The organism is Streptomyces aurantiacus, assembly GCF_001418335.1.
Taxonomy (GTDB): domain Bacteria; phylum Actinomycetota; class Actinomycetes; order Streptomycetales; family Streptomycetaceae; genus Streptomyces; species Streptomyces aurantiacus.
Genome location: NZ_LIPP01000033.1, coordinates 16,158 through 40,785, shown reverse-complemented (window position 1 = coordinate 40,785; position 24,628 = coordinate 16,158). Strand labels below are relative to the sequence as shown.

General features: G+C 68.4%; 16 protein-coding genes and 1 pseudogene. 2 read left to right on the top strand and 15 right to left on the bottom strand.

Translation table 11 applies throughout. From position 1 onward, the window contains the following. Nucleotides 1-47: 47 nt before the first annotated feature. The 5 genes from AOK01_RS05230 to ngcE all read right to left on the bottom strand — a co-directional run bounded on the left by AOK01_RS05230 (nt 48) and on the right by ngcE (nt 6,293). Nucleotides 48-1,154 (bottom strand): substrate-binding domain-containing protein, encoded by a 1,107-nt coding sequence (locus AOK01_RS05230; protein WP_055508902.1) that lies wholly within the window; start codon nt 1,152-1,154, stop codon nt 48-50. 133 nt (nt 1,155-1,287) lie between these two features. Then, entirely contained in the window at nt 1,288-2,487 is a 1,200-nt protein-coding gene (locus AOK01_RS05225) for an ROK family transcriptional regulator (RefSeq protein ID WP_055508900.1), read from the bottom strand. A 299-nt stretch (nt 2,488-2,786) separates the two neighbouring features. Further along, the gene (locus tag AOK01_RS05220; protein ID WP_055508899.1) at nt 2,787-3,719 is read right to left on the bottom strand and encodes a carbohydrate ABC transporter permease; all 933 of its coding nucleotides are present in this window, start codon (nt 3,717-3,719) and stop codon (nt 2,787-2,789) included. A gap of 100 nt (nt 3,720-3,819) precedes the next feature. Beyond that, the gene (locus tag AOK01_RS05215) at nt 3,820-4,743 is read right to left on the bottom strand and encodes a carbohydrate ABC transporter permease (protein WP_055508897.1); all 924 of its coding nucleotides are present in this window, start codon (nt 4,741-4,743) and stop codon (nt 3,820-3,822) included. A gap of 101 nt (nt 4,744-4,844) precedes the next feature. Continuing rightward, nucleotides 4,845-6,293 (bottom strand): N-acetylglucosamine/diacetylchitobiose ABC transporter substrate-binding protein, encoded by a 1,449-nt coding sequence (ngcE, locus tag AOK01_RS05210; RefSeq protein ID WP_055508895.1) that lies wholly within the window; start codon nt 6,291-6,293, stop codon nt 4,845-4,847. Nucleotides 6,294-7,133: 840 nt separating this feature from the next. On the opposite strand from ngcE, the gene AOK01_RS05205 reads away from it, so the two are divergent. After that, nucleotides 7,134-10,874, top strand: coding sequence for a GH92 family glycosyl hydrolase (locus AOK01_RS05205; RefSeq protein ID WP_055508923.1), 3,741 nt, complete (start codon nt 7,134-7,136; stop codon nt 10,872-10,874). A gap of 53 nt (nt 10,875-10,927) precedes the next feature. Here the strand turns inward: AOK01_RS05205 and AOK01_RS05200 are convergent, their stop codons facing one another. The 7 genes from AOK01_RS05200 to AOK01_RS05170 all read right to left on the bottom strand — a co-directional run bounded on the left by AOK01_RS05200 (nt 10,928) and on the right by AOK01_RS05170 (nt 21,658). Next, nucleotides 10,928-12,295: a COG1361 family protein gene (locus AOK01_RS05200; protein WP_245702105.1), complete on the bottom strand. Its 1,368-nt coding sequence runs from the start codon at nt 12,293-12,295 to the stop codon at nt 10,928-10,930. A 440-nt stretch (nt 12,296-12,735) separates the two neighbouring features. Then, a complete protein-coding gene (locus tag AOK01_RS05195; RefSeq protein ID WP_079103170.1) occupies nt 12,736-13,836 on the bottom strand; it encodes a lytic polysaccharide monooxygenase auxiliary activity family 9 protein in 1,101 nt (366 codons plus the stop codon). A gap of 259 nt (nt 13,837-14,095) precedes the next feature. Next, nucleotides 14,096-15,493, bottom strand: coding sequence for a DUF3500 domain-containing protein (locus AOK01_RS05190; RefSeq protein WP_055508893.1), 1,398 nt, complete (start codon nt 15,491-15,493; stop codon nt 14,096-14,098). After that, on the bottom strand, nt 15,490-17,085 hold the full coding sequence (locus AOK01_RS05185) for an ATP-binding protein (RefSeq protein WP_079103169.1): 1,596 nt from the start codon (nt 17,083-17,085) through the stop codon (nt 15,490-15,492). Before AOK01_RS05185 ends, AOK01_RS05190 begins: the two co-directional genes overlap by 4 nt. Further along, entirely contained in the window at nt 17,082-17,864 is a 783-nt protein-coding gene (locus AOK01_RS05180) for a response regulator transcription factor (protein WP_055508891.1), read from the bottom strand. Before AOK01_RS05180 ends, AOK01_RS05185 begins: the two co-directional genes overlap by 4 nt. Nucleotides 17,865-18,059: 195 nt before the next feature. Continuing rightward, on the bottom strand, nt 18,060-20,777 hold the full coding sequence (gene acnA, locus AOK01_RS05175) for an aconitate hydratase AcnA (protein WP_055508889.1): 2,718 nt from the start codon (nt 20,775-20,777) through the stop codon (nt 18,060-18,062). 392 nt (nt 20,778-21,169) lie between these two features. After that, the gene (locus AOK01_RS05170; protein WP_055508886.1) at nt 21,170-21,658 is read right to left on the bottom strand and encodes a MarR family winged helix-turn-helix transcriptional regulator; all 489 of its coding nucleotides are present in this window, start codon (nt 21,656-21,658) and stop codon (nt 21,170-21,172) included. 88 nt (nt 21,659-21,746) lie between these two features. On the opposite strand from AOK01_RS05170, the gene AOK01_RS05165 reads away from it, so the two are divergent. Beyond that, nucleotides 21,747-22,334: an NADPH-dependent FMN reductase gene (locus AOK01_RS05165; protein ID WP_055508885.1), complete on the top strand. Its 588-nt coding sequence runs from the start codon at nt 21,747-21,749 to the stop codon at nt 22,332-22,334. 130 nt (nt 22,335-22,464) lie between these two features. Here the strand turns inward: AOK01_RS05165 and AOK01_RS05160 are convergent. The 3 genes and pseudogenes from AOK01_RS05160 to AOK01_RS05150 form a co-directional block, all read right to left on the bottom strand. Then, nucleotides 22,465-23,205 (bottom strand): annotated as a pseudogene (locus AOK01_RS05160) (dienelactone hydrolase family protein). A 73-nt stretch (nt 23,206-23,278) separates the two neighbouring features. Continuing rightward, nucleotides 23,279-23,656 (bottom strand): hypothetical protein, encoded by a 378-nt coding sequence (locus tag AOK01_RS05155; RefSeq protein WP_245702104.1) that lies wholly within the window; start codon nt 23,654-23,656, stop codon nt 23,279-23,281. A 251-nt stretch (nt 23,657-23,907) separates the two neighbouring features. Continuing rightward, entirely contained in the window at nt 23,908-24,582 is a 675-nt protein-coding gene (locus tag AOK01_RS05150) for a sterol carrier protein domain-containing protein (protein ID WP_245702103.1), read from the bottom strand. Nucleotides 24,583-24,628: the final 46 nt, after the last annotated feature.

Here is a 24,628-nt window from a genome sequence, read left to right as displayed (position 1 = left end):
AGTGAATTCCCGTGCATACCCGTAGGTGCCAAGGGAATGGTCGTCGACTAGTTCAGTCCGACCTTGGCGCAGTCGGCCTTGAACTTGGTGGTGCAGATCTCGTCGACCGTGTAGATCGCTTCCTTGATGACCGTGTCGTTGATGTTGTCCTTGGTCAGCGAGACGACCGGGACGAGCACCGACGGGACGGCCTTCGTGGTGGGGCTGTCGACCTTGGTCTTCGCGATGGAGTCGAGCTTCTCGCCCTTGGCGAGCGCGACGGCCATCTGCGCCGCGATGTCCGCCTCCTGCGGGTAGGACTTGTAGACGCTCATGAACTGCTCGCCCGACACGATGCGCTGCACGCCCGCCAGCTCGGCGTCCTGACCGGTGACCGGCGGGATCGGGGAGACGCCCGCGGCCTTCAGGGCGGTGATGATGCCGCCCGCCATGCCGTCATTGGCGGAGTAGACGCCGACGATCTTGGTCTTGCCGATCGCGGAGATCGCGCCTTCCATGTTGGCGTTGGCGTTCTCCGGCTTCCACTCCTTGGTGTCGTACGACTTGGCGATGTCGACCTTGCCGTCGAGCTGGGACAGCGCGCCCTTCTTGAAGAGGGCGGCGTTCGGGTCGGTGACCGCGCCGTTCATCATGACGATCTTCGCGGAGGGCTTGGCCTTGTCGCCCAGGGCCTCCAGGAGCGCCTTGCCCTGGACGCGGCCGACCTCTTCGTTGTCGAAGGAGACGTAGGAGTCGATCGGGCCCTCGGCGAGGCGGTCGTACGCGACGACGGGGATGCCGGCTTCCTTGGCCTTCTTCACGCCGTTGGCGATGGCCTTGGAGTCCACCGCGTCCACGATCAGCACGTCCACCTTGTTGGTGATCATCGTGTCGACCTGCTGGGCCTGCGTGGTGGCGTCCTGCTTGGCGTTGGCGTAGACGATCTCGCCCTTGTTGTTCGTGAGCTCCTTGACCTTCTTCTCGATCAGGGGCTTGTCGAACTTCTCGTACCGGGCGGTCTGGTTCTCCGGAAGGAGGAGCCCGACCTTGATGTCGTCGCCCTTGGCGGGGGACTTGCTGGAGTCGCTCTTGTCGCCGGACTCATCGGCGCTGCCACAGGCAGCGAGCGAGACGGCCATGGCACCCGCGGCAACAGCAACGGCGGCGCGACGCATACGCGTATTCACTTCAGAAACCTCCCTGACGAGGCCGCGACGTTGCGGCCGAGGTGGCTGGAAGTCAACTCGGCTCCAGGTGCGACGTCAAGAAGTAAATCCTTAACGAGATGGCAACGGTGCCATCCGTTCTCTAAGTGAAGGCAGGTGTTACAGCAGTGAGCGATCCGTCCAAAAGGGTTGAATCGCCCATTTCGCTGAGTGCGAGAGCGAGCGCCCCGAGGACCTCCGCCCGACCGCCAAGTGCCCCTGGCAGAACGGATAGTTGACGTGCCGCACTGGGGATCGCATAGCGGCCGACGGACTCCCTTATGGGTCCTAGTACGAGCTCTCCGGCCTCGGCGAGATCACCACCGAGCACCACCCGGCTCGGATTGAGCAGATTGCACAGATTCGCTACTCCGCTGCCGATATGTCGACCGACGTCGGCGATCACCCGACGGCAGCCGGGGTCACCGTCCCGCGCCAGTCGTACGACACCCTCCATGGTGAGATCCGTGCCATGGCTGGACTGGAGGAGCGGCAGCACGTAGCGCGCCGCCGCGAAGGTCTCCAGGCAGCCCCGGTTGCCACAGCGGCAGACGGGACCGGACTCATCAAGAGTAATATGCCCGATTTCTCCCGCTGTGCCACCTGGGCCACGGTAGATCTTGCTGTCGATCACGAGTCCGGCGCCGACACCGCTGGCGACCTTGATGTAGGCCAGGTCCCGCACGCCCCTGCCGCTCCCCCAGACGAGTTCGCCGAGGGCTCCGAGGTTGGCGTCGTTGTCCACGTGCACCGGCACCCCGAGCCGCTCCCGCAGCTCCTCGGCGGGCTTGGTGCCGGTCCAGCCCGGCAGGATCGCCGTGGAGCCGAGCGTGCCGGTCTCCGCCTCGATCGGCCCGGGCACGCCGAGACCCAGCCCCGCGATCTTCGTACGGTCCACGCCGGTGGCCACGATCAGGCGGTTGACCAGCTGTTCCGCCCGGTCGAAGCCCTGTGCGGCGGACGCGTCCACGTCGAGCGGCTCGGACTCCTCGGCCAGCACCTGGTGCGCCAGGTTCCCGACCGCGACCCGCAGATGCGTATGCCCGAAGTCGACGCCGATGACAATCCCGGCGTCGCCGCTGAGGCTGACGCTGCGGGCCCTTCGGCCGCCCGCCGAGGTGGGCGTGACCTCGACCGTTCCGCCGTCCTTGAGCTCCCGGACGATGTTGGAGACCGTGGCCGCGGACAAACCCGTCGACCTCGCGATCTCCGCCTGCGTGAGCGACCCGGCCAGGCGCACCGCACGTACGACCCGTTCGAGATTGGCTCGGTGCAGCGACGACTGCGACCCCGGAGTCTCCACGACGACCTCCTGCGTACGGGGTCGCCTCGGTGAGACCCCGTCTATGTCCAACTAGTGAACCCTAAGCTGAGCTGTTTGGGTCGCCTCCCGTCAAGAGGTTGAGCAGAGGGGTACGTCCATGCGCCTGTTCGCCCGAGGGCGGACCCGGAGTCATTCCGGGACCACCCTCGCAAACCGAACCGTTGGTTGAATCCCGTTACGGTTGCGGCCCATTACCGGTCGAGGTCGTTGCCGGTCGAAGTCCGTCGCCGTTCGAGGACCGTTGTCGGTCGAAGGAGGCCGTTGTCGGTCGAGGCCCGTTACTTGAGGGCGCCGGCCGTCAGGCCCTGGACGACCTGGCGCTGGAAGACGATGTACGCGGCGAGCACGGGCAGCATCGCCATCACGAGGCCGGCGAACAGACCGGACCAGTCGCCCTTGTAGCCCTGGCTGACGGCCAGTTGGACCAGGCCCTGGGTGAGCACCTTGTTGTCCGGTTCGGTGTTGAGCACCGTCGGCAGCATGTACTGGTTCCACTGCCCCAGGAAGTTGAAGATGGTGATGCTGATCAGACCGGGCTTGGCCATCGGCAGCATCACCTGGAAGAACGTCCTGGTGTGCGAGGCGCCGTCCACGAAGGCCGCCTCGGCCACCGAGGTCGGCAGCGTGCGGAAGAAGGACGTCATGAAGAACACGGTGAACGGCAGCGAGTAGGCGATGTAGACCAGGATCAGGCCGGGCAGCGTGTTCAGCAGGGACAGGTTCTGCATGACGTAGAACAGCGGCACAAGCGCCAGGATGATCGGGAAGCTCATCCCTCCGATGAAGAGGAAGTAGATGAAGCGGTTCCCGGGGAACTCGAAGCGCGCGAGGACGTACGCCGCCATGGAGCCGAGGAGCATGGTGCCCAGGAGCGAGCATCCCACCACGATGATCGTGTTGAGGAAGTAGTCGCTCATGTTCGCCGAGGTCCAGGCGCGCGACCAGTTGTCGAAGTGCAGCGTGTCGGGCAGCGACCAGGGCGAGCCGAAGATGTCCTTGTCCGTCTTGAACGAGGTCATCACCGCCCAGAGCAGCGGCAGCACGACCATGAACGCCCAGAGGACGAGAAAGCCGTGCGAGAAGATGTTCAGGGTCCTGCCGGTGGCCTGCTCCTGCGGCACGGGCGCGGGCGCCTCCTTGCTGACGGGGGGACCCTCCCCGGTGGCGTCGGCGGGCGGTGTGTCGGCGGGAGGCGTGTCGGTCGTCTTCATGCGTGGCCTCCTCGCGGCTCGGCGTGCTCGGCCGGTCGGATGTACTCGGTCGGTTCCGTGTACCCGGTCCGGTCGGTCGGTTCGGTCGGTTCGGTCTGCATCAGTACTCCAGCCGCTCGCGCCGGCCCAGCCGCATCACGACCGCCACGAACAGCAGCGTCACGAGGAGCAGGGCGACACCGATCGTCGTCGCGTAGGCGGCCTGACCGTCGCGGAACGCCTTCTGGTAGACGTACAGCGGCAGGACGGTCGTCGAGTAGTCGGGACCGCCGGGGCCCACGGTCATGATCTGCACGACCGCGAAGGACTCGGCGCCGAGCGCCAGGATGCCCATATAGGCCCAGCCGGACTGCACGGTGTCCCAGAGCAGCGGCAGAGTGATCTTGAAGAAGGTCGTGAAGCGGCTCGCGCCGTCCAGCAGCGCGGCCTCGTAGTAGTCCTTGGGAATGGAGGCCATTCCCGCGGAGAAGAGCACCACGAAGAATCCGACGGTGCTCCAGACGAGGACCGCGAAGATGCACCACAGGGCGAGGTCGGGGTCACCGAGCCAGTCGGGCTGGACGCTGTCGAGACCCACCGCCTGCAGACCGGAGTTGAGCGCCCCGCTGTTCGGGTTGTACGCGAACTGGAAGAGCAGCGCGACAATCGCGATCGACAGCACCTGGGGGAAGAAGTAGACCACTTTGTAGAAGGACGTGCCGCGCACACCGGCGATCGCGGCGTTCTTACGGCGCCGGCCGCCCACATTGAGCATGAAGGCGAAGAACAGCGCCATGGTGAGCGTCACCAACGGCAGCAGCAGCACGAACGTCACGCTGTGCTGCAACGACTTCCAGAAAACGTCGTCGTCGAACAGCCTCGTGTAGTTCTTGAAGCCCACCATCTTGAACTCGGGGCTCAGACCGCTCCAGTCCGTGAACGAATAGTAGATGGACTGGATGAAGGGCCAGATCACGAAGAGGCTGTAAATGGCCAGAGGGGCCGTCAAGAACCCCACGATGAAACGGTATTTACCGTGTTGCATTCCTACCGACCCGATCTTTCCCGCGGGGGCTGCCGTCGACGTCGCACACGCCGCACATCGAGAGCCGGGGCCCCGGACACCGCCCGGGGCCCCGGCCGCGCTCACTGGTGCTTGTAGTGCTGGATGTTGTCGTCCTTGGCCGCCGCGTCGGCGTAGCCCTGGATCTTCTTGATGGCCTCGACCGGGGTGAGCCGTCCCGCCATCATCTCGCCGAGGCCGCCGACGCCGATCTGCTCCTTCTGGAGCGCCACGTACCAGTCCTGGAGGCGCGGGTTGACCACGTTCTCGCCGGCCTTGTCCAGAGCCGCGACACCGGACTTCAGACCCGGCGTCAGCTCGATGCCGTCGGTGCCGCCGTTGAACGCGGACAGCGACTTCACGGACGAGGTGAAGTTCTTCGAGGAGGCCTCGCTGAGCATGATGCGCAGCTGCTCCATGCCGCCGTCGGTGTTCTTGGCCTTGGCGGGGACGATGAACGGCTCACCGCCGGACGCCCAGATGGTGCCGAAGGGCATCTTGTCCGAGCTGTCGATGCCGCTGGGCGCGGACACCGCGAGGTCGAAGTCCTTCGGCATGGTCTTCGCCGCCTCGTTCTCCACCCAGGAGCCGTTCGGGATGAAGAGCGCCTTGCCCTCGGTCCAGGCCGTCTGGGACTGGATGTGGTCCAGGCCCGGGGTGCCCTTGAGGATGTAGCCCTTCTTGAAGAGCTCGTAGTACGCCTCGAAGCAGGCCTTGACCGCGGGGTGTTTCCAGGCGTTCGGCTCCAGGTTGTCGATGGCGTCGAGCACCTCACGGCCGCCGACCTTGGCGATCATCGGGTAGAGCGAGAAGGGGACGTAGTACGGGTACTTGCCGGCGTACGTCCAGCCCGCGATGCCCTTCTTCTTCGCCTTCGCGCAGACCGCGAGCATGTCGTCCCAGGTCTCCGGGTACGTGGCGTCGAGGGAGTCCAGCGCCTTCTGGGAGTACCAGACGCCGTAGATCGTGTACGCGTAGTACATGATCCAGACCGGGTCGCCGTCGAGTTGGCCCATCTCGACGATGCCGGGGCGCAGGGTGTCGCGGACCTTCTTGGCCGGGTCGTCGAAGGACGGCGCGTCGAGCAGCGGGGTGAGGTCCGTCAGCTGCTTCTTGCTGGCGAGGACGCCCATGTCCATCTGCTCGGCGCCCGAGTTGTCGATCAGGTCCGGCGGAGTTCCCTGGTTGAAGCGCGGCTGCAGGACCGACTGGATCTTCTGGGTCGAGGAGAACTTGACCTTCGCCTTGGGGAAGTTCTTCTCGTAGACGGCCTTGGCGTCCTCGGCGTACTTCGTGCCGAAACCGCCGTCGAAGATGACGATCTCCAGCGGCGCGCTCTCGTTGACCGCGAGCGGGTTGCCCTTGGTCTTCTTGCCCTTGTCGACCTTTTCGTCGCTGCCGCTGTCGCCGCTGGCACACGCGGACAGGAAACCCATCGCGGGGACGGAGATCAGGCCGAGCGCGGCGGACCGCTTGATCAGATCCCGGCGGCCGACACCCTCGCGGTCGTTGTGTGCGGAAGTGGATCCCATGCTCAAGTCCTCGCCTTCATTCAGGACTCAGGCGGTGAACCGGACCCTCCCCGGCACCGCGGTTGGTACTGCATTACCCGGGGAGAACCCCGGCCCCCCGGCGGCAGAAGCGGGTCGGACGGTCGTCCGGCGCTTGAGCGAGGGAAGGTCAGTAGAGCTGGATCGTGCCTGAATACCGGGGACCGCGGGAATGCACGGCAAGTCGTCGAGCGCCGCGCCCTCTCGTCCCCGGCCTCTGCTGCCCGCGACCGGTCGAACGACTGGGCGGACGCCGACAGGTATAGTCCACTTCCCGCCAGCGGAGCAAGATCGAATGCACAGTTGGCCGACACTCTTTCCCGAAGTGAGACCTCGCGGAAATATGAGCTGCCCGGGGACTCGCCACAGGACTTGCGCCGGACTCGCCGCGGGCTTGCTGCAGTACTTGCCGCAGGAGTTGCCGCGGGGCTTGCCACACAGCGGATGATCAGGGAACGATCAGCGATCGACCGTGGATCGATCACGCATCGACCACGGCGTCGATCACGGCGTCGATCAGCGTGCGCACAGCAAGCCGACAGGCGGCCCACAAGGGGGTCACCGCGTCGGCTGTCGGCGTTGCCCGCACATTGCCCCCGTACGCCACGTACAACACCCTTGACAGCACTGGCAACTTGACTCCCTACTGGACCTTGCGCAGCTAATTTGACAACGTTGTCCAGGCGCACGTGACAGGGAGGGTGCTGGCGCATGCACCACAGATCTCGGCAAGGGACTCTGCACAGACCTCGGCTCGGAGCATGGCTCGGAGCACGGCACGGATGGGGTTCCACGGCGGTCCTCGGAGCGGCCGCATTCGCACTGGTGGTGGCCTCACAGGGCGCCGCCGTGGCCCGTCCCGGCGAAGCGGCGGCCCCGGAGCGGGAGTTCGGCTCCTCCTTCGAATCGGGCGAGCCCGCACCCGACTGGCTCGACACCGTCGACACCTCGCCCGACGGAGCGAAGCGTTCCTCGGGTGTCGACGGCGACTACAGCACCGGCATTCCCGGCAACGTGACCGACCAGGTCTCGGCCGTCCGGGCGAGCGGCGAGAACACCAACGGCGGCGAGGTGGCGAAGAACCTCGTCGATGTCGAGCCCAGCTCCAAGTGGCTCACCTTCGCGCCCACCGGCTGGGTGGAGTTCGACCTGGAAGCCCCCGTCAAGCTGGTGACGTACGCCCTCACCTCGGCCAACGACCACTCGGAGCGCGATCCGCGCGACTGGGCCCTCCAGGGTTCCACGGACGGCAAGGACTGGAAGACGCTCGACAGCCGCACCGGCGAGACCTTCGCGGGGCCGTTCGACACGAAGTCGTACAAGCTGTCCGAGCCCGCCGAGTACCAGCACTTCCGTCTCGACGTCACCAGGAACAACGGCGCCACCGACGCCCTCCAGCTCGCCGACGTCCAGTTCTCGAACGGCGACGCCGACAATCCCGTCCCCGAGGACATGCTGTCCCACGTGAACAAGGGCCCCGCCGGCTCCCCGACGGCCAAGTCCGAGGCGGGCTTCACCGGCAAGCGGGCCCTGCAGTACGCGGGCACGCACAAGGGGGACGGCCGCGCCTACTCGTACAACAAGGTCTTCGACGTGAACGTGGCCGTCGGCCGCGACACCGAGCTGGCGTACCGGATCTACCCGTCGATGGCCGACAAGGACCTGGACTACGACGCCACGAACGTGGCGGTGGACCTGGCCTTCACGGACGGCACCTACCTCAGTGACCTGCGCGCCCAGGACCAGCACGGGTTCGCGCTGACGCCGCGGGGCCAGGGCGCGTCGAAGGTGCTGTACGTCAACCAGTGGAACAACGTCACCTCGCGGATCGGCTCGGTCGCGGCCGGCCGCACCGTCGACCGCATCCTGGTCGGGTACGACTCCGCCAAGGGTCCTGCCAAATTCCGCGGCTGGCTCGACGACGTCAACCTGAGCGTCAAGAAGCCCGAGAAGCCCAAGGCGCATCTCTCGGACTACGCGTCGACCACCCGCGGCACGAACTCCAGCGGCAGCTTCTCGCGCGGCAACAACTTCCCGGCGACGGCCGTTCCGCACGGCTTCAACTTCTGGACGCCGGTGACGAACGCGAACACCCTGAACTGGCTGTACGACTACGCGCGCGACAACAACGCCGACAACCTGCCGACCATCCAGGCGTTCAGCGCGAGCCACGAGCCCAGCCCCTGGATGGGCGACCGGCAGACCTTCCAGGTGATGCCGTCGGCCGCCAACGGCACCCCGGACACGGGCCGCGGCGCCCGCGCGCTGCCCTTCAAGCACGAGAACGAGACGGCACGCCCGTACTACTACGGCGTACGGTTCGAGAACGGGCTGAAGACGGAGATGGCGCCGACGGACCACGCGGCGGCCCTGCGGTTCACCTTCCCCGGTGACGACGCGAACGTCCTCTTCGACAACGTCACGGACCAGGGGGGCCTCACCCTCGACAAGGAGAGCGGGACCTTCACCGGCTACTCGGACGTGAAGTCCGGGCTGTCGGCGGGCGCGACGCGGCTCTTCGTGTACGGCACCTTCGACGCGCCGGTGAAGGACGGAAGCTCCTCGGGGGTCAAGGGCTACCTCAAGTTCGACGCCGGCTCCGACCGCACCGTCACGCTGCGCATCGCCACGTCCCTGATCAGCATCGACCAGGCCAAGGACAACCTCCGTCAGGAGATCCCGGACGGCACGTCCTTCGACAAGGTCAAGTCGAGCGCCCAGAAGGCGTGGGACAGGATCCTCGGCAAGATCGAGGTCGAGGGCGCGACCACGGACCAGCGGACGACGCTGTACTCCAGCCTCTACCGGCTGTACCTGTACCCCAACTCCGGCTTCGAAAAGGTCGGTTCGAAGTTCCAGTACGCCTCGCCGTTCTCGCCGATGCCCGGCCCGGACACGCCGACGCACACCGGGGCGAAGATCGTCGACGGCAAGGTGTACGTCAACAACGGCTTCTGGGACACCTACCGGACGACATGGCCCGCGTACTCGTTCCTGACCCCCGGTCAGGCGGGTGAAATGGTCGACGGGTTCGTCCAGCAGTACAAGGACGGCGGCTGGACCTCGCGCTGGTCCTCGCCCGGATACGCGGACCTGATGACCGGCACGTCCTCCGACGTGGCGTTCGCGGACGCGTACGTGAAGGGCGTCGACTTCGACGCGGAGTCGGCGTACGACGCGGCCGTGAAGAACGCGACCGTCGTGCCCCCCTCCTCGGGCGTGGGCCGCAAGGGCATGGACACCTCGCCCTTCATCGGCTACACGAGCAGCGAGACGCACGAGGGCCTGTCGTGGGCGCTGGAGGGATACCTCAACGACTACGGCATCTCGAAGATGGGCGAGGCCCTCTACAAGAAGACCGGCAAGAAGAAGTACAAGGAAGAGGCCGCGTACTTCCTCAACCGCGCCCAGGACTACGTCAACCTCTTCGACTCGAAGGCCGGCTTCTTCCAGGGCCGGGACGCCAAGGGCGACTGGCGGGTGGAGTCCGAGAAGTACGACCCGCGCGTGTGGGGCTACGACTACACGGAGACCAACGGCTACGGGTACGCCTTCACCGCGCCGCAGGACTCGCGCGGGCTCGCCAACCTGTACGGCGGCCGGTCGGGACTCGCCGACAAGCTCGACACGTACTTCTCCACCCCGGAGACCGCCTCGCCGGACCTCAAGGGCTCCTACAACGGTGTCATCCACGAGATGATCGAGGCCCGCGACGTCCGCATGGGCATGTACGGGCACTCCAACCAGGTGGCCCACCACGTCAACTACATGTACGACGCGGCCGGCCAGCCCTGGAAGACCCAGAAGAACGTGCGTGAGGTCCTCTCCCGCCTCTACACGGGCAGCGAGATCGGCCAGGGCTACCACGGTGACGAGGACAACGGCGAGCAGTCGGCCTGGTACCTCTTCTCCTCGCTCGGCTTCTATCCGCTGGTGATGGGAAGCGGCGAGTACGCGGTGGGCTCACCCCTGTTCACCAAGGCGACCGTGCACCTGGAGAACGGCCGCGACCTCGTCGTGAAGGCCCCGAAGAACAGCACGAAGAACGTCTACGTGCAGGGGCTGAAGGTCAACGGCAAGGCGTGGAAGTCGACTTCGCTCCCCCACTCGATCGTCTCGCGCGGCGGGGTGCTGGAGTTCGACATGGGGCCGAAGCCGTCCTCGTGGGGCACCGGCAAGAACGCGGCGCCCGTGTCGATCACCAAGGACGACAAGGTGCCGACGCCCCGGACCGACGTCGTCGAGGGCGAGGGCGCGCTGTTCGACAACACGTCGGCGACGAACGCCACCGTCGCGTCCGCGGATCTGCCGACCGCCGATCCGGTCAAGGCCGTCCAGTACACGCTGACGTCGGCCGACGGCGCCAAGGCTCCGAAGGGCTGGGTCCTCCAGGGCTCGTCCGACGGGACCAGGTGGAAGGACCTCGACAAGCGCTCGGGGCAGTCCTTCGCGTGGGACAAGCAGACGCGGGCGTTCTCGGTCGCGGCGCCCGGGAAGTACGCGAAGTACCGCCTGGTCCTCGACGGTGAGGCGACGCTGGCGGAGGTGGAACTGCTGGGCTGACACTGCCGGCTTGACACTGCTGGGCTGACGCACGGCAGCGCACACGGCACCGGTTACGGCAACACCGTGACCGGTGCCGTGTCGTTGGCGGGGTCGGGGTCGCGGCGGTCGGTGCCGGCGGCGTCCGTCACCCGCACCTCGCCCTCGCCCGGTCCGCCGAGCCGGAGGGTGAAGTCGAAGGTGCTCGTCTCCCCCGGCGCGAGCCCGCTCCGCACGTAGCAGGAGTACGTGCCCTTGGCGAGGTCGCAGGAGGGCTCGTACACGTCCTCGTCGATGGCCTCCTCGGGCTGCTCGACCACGGTGGCGCCCGGCGGCGGGGTGAACAGCAGCCGCGTGGTGCCGGGGGCGGCGGGCCCGTTGTTGCGGACCAACAGGCGCACGGTGTGCTCGGAGCCGCGCTCGCCGCTGAACTCGGCGCCGAAGACTTCGAAGTCGGCGTACGTGTCCACCTGCACGTCGCTCCCCACGGGGCCGCCGGCGAACGTCCCCGACAGATCGGGCCCCTTCGCGGCCCGGGTCGTCAGCCGCGGGCCGTCGCCCGAGTCGCCGCCCTCGGGTACGACGCTGTTCTTCGCGGGGCCCATGTCCAGGGCCCACGCCTCCTGACGGAAGGAGGTGTCCGTCCGCGTGGTGGGGATGCGCAGCGCCAGGTCCGGGTGGAGGACGACCGCCTTCCCCGGCGGTATGCGCAGGCCGGGGAACTCGCACACCGCGACGGAGCCCTTCTGGGGCTCCGGATAGCGGCAGTTGCCGTACCGGTCCTCGAAGCCCATGTCGGCGCCGACGGCGAGTTCGAGGCCGACGCCCCGCACGGGCACCTCTCCGGTGTTGCGGACCACGACCGGCGTGCTGAGCACGGAGCCCGGCCCGACGTCCTCGAACACCTTCGTCGTGCGCACCTTCACCACGGGCTCACCGACGACGACCCGGGTGCGGGCGGTGAGCGTCTTCCCCTTCCGGACGGTGAACCGGAAACGGACCGTCGCGCTGTCGCCGGGCTCGGCGCCCGGAGCGGCGAAGGGGTGGACGCGGTCCAGGTCGGACCAGCTGTCGTAGGTGCCGCCCACCCGGCAGACGACCCTGGTGGCGCTCCCGGCGCACCTCGGGTTCTTCTTGCGGATGTCCGAGATCTTGAGCCGTACGGTCCGTCCGGACCCGGTGACGTCCACCGTGAGCCGGTGGTCCTGCGCTCCGAAGCCGCTCCTGGCCGTCGCGTCCTCGGCCTGGACGTGGAAGGGCACCTTGTTCGTCGGACCCGCCCTGTCCCCGTGCGGCCGCAGATAGAACAGGTCCGGCACCACGATCCCCGCCTTCTTCCCGGCGCCGGTGCCGGTCCCGCACCCGGCGAGCCCGCCCAGCAGCACCAGTGCCAGGCAGAGGGCCGCCCCCACGGACCGCAGCACTGGACCTCGCTCGCGCATGTCTCTGTCCCCTGAGGAGACCGTCATCCTGCTCACTGAAAACGGTCGAAGATCGATCGGAATCGCACACGGTACCGCCTCCGCCGATCGAAACATCGACGGAGTCGAAACCTCGGGCTCGGCTCGGACGGCACGGAGGACCCGGATGAATCCGACAATACGGCTTGCGCGGGCGGCACGAACGGCGTGAACCTCAAACCCGGCTCAAGGTCTCAACTGGATTGGCCGCGTTGTCCGTTGGAGGAGTAGAGTCATATTCAGACCGCTGGACAACGTTGTCTCGTCCCCGGTCGACACGGACCACGTTCCATCCGGTCAGGCACTCCCCCGACCTGTCCGGCTCGCGGACCCGGTGGATTACGGCCACCGGGTCCGCCCTGAGCAACGTGAGGGGATGGCGCTCCTGGTTTCGGGGGATTCCGGGCTCGGGTGTTTTTGGATCAGCCCGGCCGGCACGCCAGGGCGGTCGCCGTATCACCTCCGGAGCCCTGGACGACGTATCCGAACGTGGTGCTCTCCCCCGGATCGAGCGACCCGTTCCAGTCGGCGTTGTGGACCATCACGTCCTGGCCGGTGTACGTGGCGTTGCCGCTCCAGAGGCTGTCGACGGACTGCCCGCCGGGCAGCGACCAGTCGACCATCCAGCCGAGCAGCGGTACGTCGCCGGAGTTGGTGACGGTCACCTCGGACTGGTACCCGTCCGACCAACTGCCTGTTGTACGGCGGGGGGCGGAGCAGGCGCCGGCCGGGGGCTCGGTCGGGTTGCCCGGTTCGTGGATGCCCGTCACCTCTCCGTTGCCGCCGTCGAAGACGACGTCGGAGCAGGAGTAGAAGGTCTCCGCGCTGTCCGAGCGCTGCCAGACCATGTAGACGAGGTGGCGTCCCGACTTGCCGGCCGGGAGTTGGCCGGTCCAGGAGTAGTTGGCCTCGACCGTGCCCGGGGACCCGTTGAGCGGTGGGTGGTCGACGCTCAGGAACGGCTGTTCCTCCATGTCGTCCCAGGTGAGCGCCCTGGTCGGGTCGAAGCCGTCCTTGGTGATGTAGACGTAGAACCAACCCGGGTGCACCGCCCAGGCGTTGTACGAGAAGTCGACGGTCGCGCCCGAGGTCAGATGGGTGAGCGGCCAGTCGGCGCTCGGCGTGTTGAAACCGGTGAAGTTGGTGTTGCCGCCGCTGCACAGTTCGCCGTCGGGCACGAAGCCGCGGGTGCGGCCCGCTCCGTCGGAGCGCAGTACCGAGAACCAGTTGTAGAACGGCGTCGTGCCGCTGACCTGTTGCGCCGCCTTGCAGGCCGGGTTGACCGGCTTGATCTCACCGGTGTCGGTGAGTGCGTCCTGCCAGCACAGGAAGGTGCGGCTGGCGGGCTTCATGGGCGTGCCGTGGGCTTCCGCCTCGCCGCCCGCCGAGACGACCAGGCCGAGAGCCGGGACCGTGACGACCAGGGCCAGCAGGATGAGGAGGAAGGCTCTGCCGCGGGCGGGGAGCGGTGACCGCCGTGGGGGGCGGGGAGGTGCGGAGGTCGATGGTGTTGTCAGGATCATGACAGGTGTGTCCGTCCCTTCGTCCACAGGCCGTGTGGGGTCGGGTGCGTGTACGGATGTCTGTACGAATGTCTGTGCGGATGCGCGAGGTGGGAGCGGTCCCGGGCGGGTTCCGGTCCACCTGGAGTGGGAGCGCTCCCACCTCACGTGCTGTCGAAGCTAGCGCGGACCGGTACGCCTGTAAACGGCTGACGCGCGAGGGCCGCCCCCGGGCGGGCGCGGCCCTCGCTGTGACGGGGAACGTCACGTCGCGTTCGTGTCACCGGTGGTGAGGTGACGTCAGGTAGTGCTGTCGCAGGAGCTCCTTCCCGTAGTCGTTGCCGTTCGGCGTGCGGATGATGGAATGGACGTGCATCTGGGTCGCTCCGCTGCCCTGCGAGGCGCCGTACGCGCCGGCCAGCGGACCGGGGGCCTGGCAGTCCACCTCGACCCACACGACCGGGCTGTGCACCCGGACGTAGAAGGCGGAGTCGTCCTCGATGCCGCCCGCCCAGGTGACGTACGTGTCGTTCAAGTGCCCCCGGACCTCGGCAAGTCGGGCCTTGGCGACGTCGGCCTTGGCGCGGCCCGCGAAGGCCTCGACGATGCCGAGGAGCTTGAGCTTCTGGGCGCCGGTGAGGGTGTTGCCTCGGATGCCGGTGTACTCCTGGACCGCGTTGTCGGAGAAGGCGCCTGCCTTCATCGACTCGTTCGACTTGGTCGTGGACTCGACCGCGACCTTCCGCTGGGCCTCGGTGAGGGAGTTGATGAAGGCGAGGCTCGCCTTCACCTCCTCCTTGCACACGGAGACGGTCGTGCCGTCGATCTCGATCTCGGTCGGCTCCGAGCCCCAGAAGCAGGGGCTCATGACGATCTGGTCGCCGAGGACGAAGTAGTTGATGACCAGGTGGTGCCCGTCGAACTGGAAGCCCCAGGGCTCGGTGGCGGACGGCGTGCCCATCACCGTGTAGTAGAAGGCCTCTTCGTTGAAGGCGTCCGTGTTGTCGATCGCCTCGCCCGCGGCCTGGTTGATCCTGCGGATCCGCTCCGTGGTCTCCAGCCCCTCGGCGCTGAGCGCCGACTTCAACAGGGCTTTGCCGAGGGCCTGTTGCGCGTCCGACAGGTCGGCGATCGACACGCCCTGACGGTCGTACGCGTCGACGTTGCTCCACAGCCGCCACTCGGTGGAGTGGACGGTGAACTGCGTCGACGACTTCTGCGTGGCGCTCAGCCCGGCCAGGAAGGCGTTCGCCGCGGCGATCACCGGAGCGGTCGCGACGCCCTCGGAGTGGATCGTGAACAGGTCGTCGATCTTCTTGCCGTCGGTGGTCAGACCGAGGAAGTCCTCGGTGATGGACTGGTTGCCGGGGCCTCCGGTGCCGCCGCCGGGGCCGCCGCTCGGAGCTCCGCTCGGAACGGCGCTCGGGTCGGCCGACGCGGTGGTGCCGGTGCCGTCGGCGGTGGTGTCATCGGCGGCGAGGGCGGCCCAGGCGCCGGCCCCGCCCATCGTCGCGACGGCCGTGGCGCCGCTGGCGAAGAAGACCTTGCGCATGAAGTTCCGGCGACCGACGTGGGCGTGCCGGCCGGTCTGCGGTTGCTGGGGCGTGGGTTCTCCGGTGTCTCCGGTGGCTCCGGTGGCTCCGGTGGCTCCGGTGTCTCCCGTGTCGAGCTCGGTCATCGTGGCTGGCTCCCTCTTGGCCGTGGGCCGGTCCCTTGCGGACGGCCGCGCGAGACGACTGTGGGGCGCCGACCTGAGTCCCACCTGAAGTTGTGGGTCGGGGCGGTGGACTCCGGCCCCGCGCCTCGCGTCACCGACGGCGCATCCGTGGGCGGCGGCAGCGTCAGCGTGAACTCCGTGCGCCCCGGCTCGCTCTCGACGTCGATGCGGCCGCCGTGTGCCGCCGTGATGGCCGCGACGATGGCGAGGCCGAGCCCCGAGCCGCCCTCGGCGGGGCCGCTCCGGGAACGGGAGACGTCGCCGCGCGTGAAGCGCTCGAAGACGGCGGGCAGCAGGTGCGGCGGGATGCCGGGGCCGTCGTCGCGGACGCGGACGACACAGTGGGCCTCCGTGGCCTCCACCGAGGCGACGACGGTCGTGCCCACAGGTGTGTGCACCCGCGCGTTGGCCAGCAGGTTGGCCACCACCTGGTGGAGGCGGGCCTCGTCGCCGAGGACGAGCGCGGGGGTGTCGAGGAGCAGCGCCAGTTGCCAGTCGTGGCCGCCTCCCGCCGCCCGCGCGTCCCACACGGCCTCGGCGACCAGCGCCGCGAGGTCGACCTCGGCGGCCCGCAGCGGACGCCCCTCGTCGAGCCTGGCGAGCAGCAGCAGGTCCTCCACGAGGCCCGTCATACGCGCCGACTCGGCGGAGACCCGCCGCCAGGCCAGGGCCGGCTCGATCCGCTGGGTGCCGCGGTTCATGAGTTCGGCGTATCCGGCGATGGACGCGAGCGGCGTACGGAGTTCGTGGCTGGCGTCCGCGAGGAAGCGGCGCATGCGTTCCTCGCTGCGCTGACGCTCGGCGAGCGACGACTCGACGTGGTCGATCATGCGGTTGAGCGCGGCGCCGACCTGCCCGGCCTCGCTCCCGGGGTGGGTGTCGCGGTCGCGTACCCGGGTGAGGCCGGTGACCGCGCCCCGGCCCAGCGGGACGCGGGAGACCTCGACGGCGGTGGCGGCCACCCGGCCGAGGGGCCGCAGCTGACGGCGTATCACCACGGCGCAGACACAGCCCGCGGCGGCGAGACCGACGCCCGCCGCGACGGCCTCGACCAGGACCAGGCCGCCGATCACGTCCTGTACGTCGTCCATCGGGAGCCCGGTGAGGACGGGGACGCCGTCGCCGTCGAGGGCGGTCACGCGGTAGGTGCCGAGACCGGGGATCGTACGGGTGTGCGGGGAGCCGTCGGTGGCGATGCCTTCGAGGGCGGTGCGCTGGGCCGCGGTGAGGGTCTGCCGCGGACCGTCCTCGGTGACGACCTCGGCCGCGACGACGTCCCCGTCGTCGCCGAGGCGGGCGGCGAGGGTGCCGACGGCGTGGCCGCGTTCGTTCAGGAACCCGAGGTCCGTGGCGTCGCCCGTCCGGCGCTGCAGCCCGCCCTGGCTGCGCTCGGCGGCGTCGGTGACGCGCTGGTCCAGATTGCCCAGCAGATAGGCGCGTTGGGCGAGGACGGTGGTGAGCGCCATCGCGGCGCATACGACGACCAGGGTCACGCCGATGTAGAGCAGCAGGCGGGTACGGAGTGAGCGGCGATCCGGCAGCCGCGGCCTCATCTGCCCTCCTCCGGCGGTCTGATGGCGTAGCCGACGCCCCGCACGGTGTGGATCATCGGCGTCCGCCCCTTGTCGATCTTCCGGCGGAGGCTGGAGATGTAGACCTCGACGAGGTTGCCGCCGCCGTCGAAGCAGCTGCTCCACACGTGGTCGAGGATCTGTGTCTTGCTCAGCACCTGGCGCGGGTGGCTCAGCAGCAGGCTGAGCAGGTCGAACTCCTTGGCGGTGAGCTGGACTTGGCTGCCGTCGCGGTGCACCTCGCGGGTCTCCTCGGCCAGGACCAGTTCTCCGAGGACCCGTACCGTTCCGTCGGACCCGGACCCGGACCCGGCCCCGGACCCGGACCGGGAACCGGACCGGGAACCGGGTCCGGCTCCGGACCTGGCGTCCTCGGCGCCCGACCGCCGCAGCAGCCCGCGCAGCCGCAGCACGACCTCCTCCAGGGAGAAGGGCTTCGTGACGTAGTCGTCGGCGCCGGAGGCGAGGCCGTCGATGCGGTGTTCCAGGGCGTCGCGCGCGGTGAGCATGAGGACGGGCAGCCTGGGGTTCTCGTACCGCAGCCGGCGCAGTACCTGGATGCCGTCCAGGTCGGGCAGCATGCCGTCGAGGACGACGGCGTGCGGGGCGCGGGCGCGTGCGACGCGCAGCGCGGACTGACCGTCCGCGACCGGGTAGGGCCGCCAGCCGGCCTCCGTGACGGCCACGGAGAGCAGCTCGGTGAGGCCGGGTTCGTCGTCGACGATCAGCACGCGGACGGGCTCGCTTCGGGTGCCAGGCATGGGGCGATGGTGTCGCTCGCACCTGGCAGAACCCTGTGTTCCGCCTGGGTCCGGGCCATGTCCTGAAATGAACGGCAAGGGGAACGGCAGAGGAACGGCGGGGCGAACGGCGAGGGGCCGCACCCCCTTCGGGAATGCGGCCCCTCAACTGCCGTGCGGTACCGCCTGCTCGACCGGCCGTTCGGCCGGTTCGGCCTACTTGGCGATCAGGCTGCGCAGCACGTACTGCAGGATGCCGCCGTTGCGGTAGTAGTCGGCCTCGCCGGGGGTGTCGATGCGGACGACCGCGTCGAACTCCACGCCGGTGTCGGTGGTGACCTTGACCGTACGGGGGGTGGTGCCGTCGTTCAGCTCGGTGATGCCGGTGAAGGAGAAGGCCTCCTCGCCGGTCAGGCCGAGGGTCTCGGCGGTCTGGCCCGCCGGGTACTGCAGCGGGATGACGCCCATGCCGATGAGGTTCGAGCGGTGGATGCGCTCGTACGACTCGGCGATGACGGCCTTGACGCCGAGGAGCGCGGTGCCCTTGGCGGCCCAGTCGCGGGACGAGCCGGAGCCGTACTCCTTGCCGGCCAGGATGGCCAGCGGGGTGCCCTGCTCGATGTAGTTGCGCGAGGCGTCGTAGATGAACGACACCGGGCCGTCCTGCTGGGTGAAGTCGCGGGTGTAGCCGCCCTCGGTGCCCGGCGCGATCTGGTTGCGCAGGCGGATGTTGGCGAACGTGCCGCGGATCATGACCTCGTGGTTGCCGCGGCGCGAGCCGTAGCTGTTGAAGTCACGGCGCTCCACACCGTGCTCGGTGAGGTACTTGCCGGCCGGGGTGTCGGCCTTGATGGCGCCGGCCGGGGAGATGTGGTCGGTGGTGACCGAGTCGCCCAGCTTGGCAAGCACGCGGGCGCCGGTGATGTCGGAGACCGGGCTGGTCTCGATCGCCATGCCCTCGAAGTACGGGGGCTTGCGGACGTACGTCGACTCGGCGTCCCACTCGAAGGTGTTGCCGGTGGGGATCGACAGCGCCTGCCACTGGGCGTCGCCCGCGAAGACGTCCTGGTAGGACTTGTTGAACATGTCCTCGCCGATGGTGTTCGCCACGACGTCGTTGACCTCGGCCTCGGTCGGCCAGATGTCGGCCAGGAAGACCGGCTTGCCGTCCTGGTCGGCGCCCAGCGCGTCCTTGGTGATGTCCACCTTCATGGATCCCGCGATGGCGTACGCGACGACCAGCGGCGGGGAGGCCAGGTAGTTCATCTTGACGTCGGGGTTGATCCGGCCCTCGAAGTTCCGGTTGCCGGAGAGGACCGAGGTGACCGCGAGGTCGTGGTCGTTGACGGCCTTGGAGACCTCGTCCGGCAGCGGTCCCGAGTTGCCGATGCAGGTGGTGCAGCCGTAGCCGACGAGGTTGAAGCCGATCTTGTCGAGGTAGGGGGTGAGCCCCGCCTTGTCGAAGTAGTCGGTGACGACCTTGGAGCCGGGCGCGAGGGTGGTCTTGACCCAGGGCTTGCGCGTCAGCCCCTTCTCCACGGCCTTCTTCGCGACGAGCGCGGCGGCGACCATGACGTACGGGTTCGAGGTGTTGGTGCAGGAGGTGATGGCCGCGACCGTCACCGCGCCGTGGTCGAGCTCGTAGGTCGAGCCGTCGGGGGCGGTCACGGTGACCGGGTTGGACGGGACGCCGTTCGGGCTGACGGCCGGGGCGTCGGAGGCCGGGAAGGACTCCACGCCCGCCTCGTCCACGGAGTCGACGTAGTTGCGTACGTCCGTCTTGAACTGCTCGGCGGCGTTGGCCAGGACGATCCGGTCCTGCGGGCGCTTGGGACCGGCGATCGACGGGACGACCGTGGCGAGGTCCAGCTCCAGCTTCTCGGAGAAGTCGGGCTCGGCGGCCGGGTCGAGCCAGAGGCCCTGCTCCTTGGCGTACGCCTCGACGAGCGCGACCTGCTGCTCGTCGCGGCCGGTCAGGCGCAGGTACTTCAGGGTCTCGTCGTCGATCGGGAAGATCGCGGCGGTGGAGCCGAACTCCGGCGACATGTTGCCGATGGTGGCGCGGTTGGCGAGGCTCGTGGCCCCCACGCCCTCGCCGTAGAACTCGACGAACTTGCCGACGACACCGTGCTTGCGGAGCATCTCGGTGATGGTCAGCACCAGGTCGGTGGCGGTGGTGCCGGGCTTGAGCTCACCGGTCAGCTTGAAGCCGACGACGCGCGGGATGAGCATGGAGACCGGCTGGCCGAGCATCGCGGCCTCGGCCTCGATGCCGCCGACGCCCCAGCCGAGGACGCCGAGGCCGTTCACCATGGTGGTGTGCGAGTCGGTGCCGACGAGGGTGTCGGGGTACGCCTGGCCGCCCCGCACCATGACGGTACGGGCGAGGTGCTCGATGTTGACCTGGTGGACGATGCCGGTGCCCGGCGGGACGACCTTGAACTCGTCGAAGGCGGTCTGGCCCCAGCGCAGGAACTGGTAGCGCTCCTTGTTGCGGCCGTACTCCAGCTCGACGTTCTGTGCGAACGCCTCGTGGGTGCCGAACTTGTCGGCGATGACGGAGTGGTCGATGACCAGCTCGGCCGGGGCCAGCGGGTTGATCTTCGCCGGGTCGCCGCCGAGCTCCTTCACGGCCTCGCGCATGGTGGCGAGGTCCACGACACAGGGCACGCCCGTGAAGTCCTGCATGATCACGCGGGCCGGCGTGAACTGGATCTCCTGGCTGGGCTGGGCCTGCGAGTCCCATCCGCCGAGAGCACGGATGTGGTCGGCGGTGATGTTCGCGCCGTCCTCGGTACGGAGCAGGTTCTCCAGCAGGACCTTGAGGCTGTACGGAAGGCGGGCCGAGCCTTCCACCTTGTCCAGCCGGAAGATCTCGTACGACTCGTCGCCCACGCTGAGCGTGCTACGGGCGTCGAAGCTGTTCGCCGACACGACAGTCTCCTTCATTCATGTGCGCGTACCACCGCATCCTGCCGCCATACCCTCTTGGCCGATCCGCTAAGGTCAGGCTAAGTTAGGTAACCCTTACAACCCTTACCGGTCCGGGCGGCTGCGGCACGCCTCGGCAGATATCTCGATGTCGAGATAACTCTAGTACATGACCGGCGGACGGTCATGCCCGGAGGGTGCTGCAATGCCTCCACTTGCCTGGCGCAGCCCTCATCCAGGAGGCCGGAGCGATCCGGAGCCGGGCCGGAACCGAGCCGGAACCGGGCCGGGGCCGAGCCACTCGATGTGCAGCACGTCGGCAGGACGTCGGCGGATGTCTCGGCAGTACATCGATGGACACTCCGGACCGGGTGGCCGCTCAGCCCTCGCGCAAACTAGGACGCACCGTCGCCGACGCCCTCGCCGCGACGCGACGCAAGTCCGTCGACCGCCTGCTCGCTCCACGCCCGGATGACCGACGCCTGCTCAGGAGTGAGCGAGTCGAGGAAGTGGCGGCGGATGTTCCCGGCGTGCACGAGGAGTGCACTCTGCGCGGCGCGGCGGCCCTCGGCGGTCAGCCCGATCCCCGCGCGGCGGCCGTCGGCCCCGTACTGGGTGCGCTTGACGAAGCCGCGGTTCTCCATGCGTGTCAGCTGATGTGAGACGCGGCTCTTGTCCCAGTCGAGCGACTCGGAGAGCTCACCGACGCGCATCTCGGGACCGGCAGCCCTCCACAGCGTCACCAGCACGCTGAACTCGGCCTTCGAGACGGCGCAGTCACGCTGCAGACCGCGCTCCAGCTCCCTGGCGAGCAGGCGCTGCGCGCGCATCCAGGTGTCCCAGAACTCCCACTCGTCGGGTTCCAGCGATCGAGGCTCCGTCATGCCGTCGAGAATACCGGGACCAGCGGAGTTGTCACATCAACACCCTCCGACCTAGAGTTGACGTGACAACTCCACCGGAAGGAAGACCATGCCGCTCCGCATCGCGCTCGTCCTCGGAAGCACCCGCCCCGGTCGCCGCGGCGACCAGATCGCCGCCTGGGCGCTGGAGGCCGCCCGTGCCCACGGCGGCGCCGACTACGAACTCGTCGACATCGCCGACCATCGCCTCGGCAACCTCGACGAGCCGGGCAACCCGAATCTCCAGCAGTACCAGCACGACCACACCCGCGCCTGGGGCGAACTCGTCGACAGCTTCGACGGTTTCGTCTTCCTCGTCCCCGAGTACAACCACTCGTTCCCCGGAGCGCTGAAGAACGCCCTGGACTACGTCTACCGGGAGTGGAACGACAAGGCCGCCGGGATCATCAGCTACGGCGGATGGGCCGCCGGGGTCCGGGCCGCCGAGGCACTGCGCCTCGTCCTCGCCGAACTGCAGGTGGCCACGGTCCGCACCCAGCCCACCATCTCGACGCTCCCCTCGTTCCACACGGGCACGTTCCTCCCCCAGGACGGCCTGGACACCGCGGTCCACGGCATGCTCGACCAGGTGACCGCCTGGTCGGGCGCGCTGCGCGGGGTGCGCGAGACGAGGACGCGGAGGGCCACGGCTGCGTGAGGTGCGGGCCCACGCACGGAGAATCGACACCGCGGAAGCGCCCCGGACCGCCCGATCCGCTCTCCGCTTCCAGGACCGACGCGTCGCTACCCTCGAAGTCCGCCTCACCGGGCCGAAACCACCGGCCCGATCACATCCTCCTGTCGAGATGCCGGGCGAAGAACCGTAGCGTGCTGTCCAGTTCGAATGCAGGGATCTCCCCGTGCTTGCCGGGGTTGGCGTGCAGCGTCTTCTCGGCTGAGGCCAAGGCGTCGAACAGCGCCAAGCTCTGGGTCCGGGGCACCCGCTCATCGTCCCACTGCACCAGGAACTCCACCGGGACGGTGATCCGCGCGGCAACCTCGGCCGTTGCCAACGCCCCGCCCAGGCCCAGCACCGCAGCGCGGACCCGGGGTTCGGCGGCAACGAACGGAACGCCGAGTCCGCAACCCAACGACACGCCCCAATAGCCCACCGGGCCAGTACCGACGTGGTCGAGTTCCTGGACCGCGTCCAGGACCGCCCGCTATTCCGGGACGGTCTGACGAGCTACAAGCGCCTGGAAACCGGCGATCAGCGGAGCCAGTTCTTCTCCTGCCTCCACACGGGCCTGGTTCTCGGTCGCGATCCTGTCGCACTTCTCATCCTTCGGCCGGTCGCCATGGCCTGGCACGTCGACGGCCGCGACCGCGAACTGACACTCGGCCACGAATCGGCGCGCACGAGACACGATGCCAGGGGCCTTCTTGTGCTGGCCGCCACCGTGTTCCATCAAAATCAGGGGACGAGTCCCGGCGGCATCCTCCGGCGTCCACAGCACACCGGGAACGTCACCGAGGGTAAAAAGCTGTTCGCGGACGCCGTCAGACAATGCCTCAGCGGTGAAGCGCATGGAGTTTCGAGCCTTTCGGGGTGCCTTACGGCGGGCACTGGGCGGAACTGATGGACGAGCACGGCCAGGCGGCCTAGCAGTGATAGCCATCAGGACATTCGGCGAGCAGTACGCCGAAGACCCAGTAGGTGAGGATCAGCGCGCTGGACAGCGTCGTCATGACGATGAAGCGTCCGAGGGCCTTCCGTCGACGTCCGTTGTGCGCCACCACGAGCCCCGTGATCGGCGCGACCATCGCGCCAGTCGGAGCGGCCCACCAAAAGACGCTGCCGAACTCCTCCATCACCCAGGGAAAGCCCATGGCACGGACGATCGCCGGAGTGCAGAAGATGAGGGGACCAGCCATCCACCACAACGACAACCACATGATCACCCGGTCCACCCCGAAAGGCATCCGCCGATCAGGCACGTCGCCGGCACGCGGATCCGGACCGGCACCGAGGGATGACACGCCCAAATCATAAACGGTCCTGCGGGAGCAGCAGCGCATGTCAGCGGAGGGCGATCTCCGCGCTCAGCACCTTTGGCCTGGACTTCTTGGACGCCTGCGGGGTGTGGTCAGTAGGCGGGGAATGCCCAGCCGCCGGGGTAGAAGGGCTCGCGGTCGGTGCGGAAAGCGCGCGTGGTGCGGGCCAGCGCGCCGGGCCGCAGTTCGTGGACCAGGCCAGCGGCCGCGAGGGAGGCGAGTGTGGTGCCGCCGAGTCAGGCCGCTGCCAGCTCGGCTGCGGTGAGCTGGAGGTCGGCGGGGGCGTTCGTACGCTCGCAGTCGACTGCGTCTCCTTCGGTCTGCAGCCGGTAACGTCCGGTGTTCCAGGGGCAGAAGTCGTCCTCGACGTTCAGGACCACGTCCAGCGGCGCGGAGTAGCGGCGGCTGGCCAGGGCCCGGTCGACATCGACCAGTCGTACCCACAGTCGGTCGACCACGGTCGAACGTACCGCCCGCGGTTCGGTCAGCAGGTGCGGCAACGGCTCGTCCACAGCGGCCTCGTACTCGATCCACGGCACCAGGTCGATCCCGGCGAGGAAGCGCCACAGAGAGGCGTACGCCTGCCGGGTCGCGGCTGCCAGCTCGACGACGCGCACCGCGCTCGTGTCATTGCCCAGGGGGTCCCGCGCGTCGTTGATGCGGTAGAGCGCGTACCCGGTGATGTCTCCGTCCGGGGCGCGATGCACGGCATGGCGCAGCGATGTCGCGCCGCCGCGCGCCTGCGGGGCGTCGTCCAGTCGGTTGTTCCAGAAGCGTTCGGCACGGTCGGGCCAGGCGACCGAGACGGTCCGGACCCGGTCGTAGACCTTCTCGATCGAGGGCCGGGCCGTGTCGCGGTCCAGGAGCTGGACGGCCCCGTCGCCGAAGTCGGTTCCGGGACGGAACAGCATGCGACCGGCCCTCGCTCCTCCGCAGGCTCAGGATGCCAACCGGCCC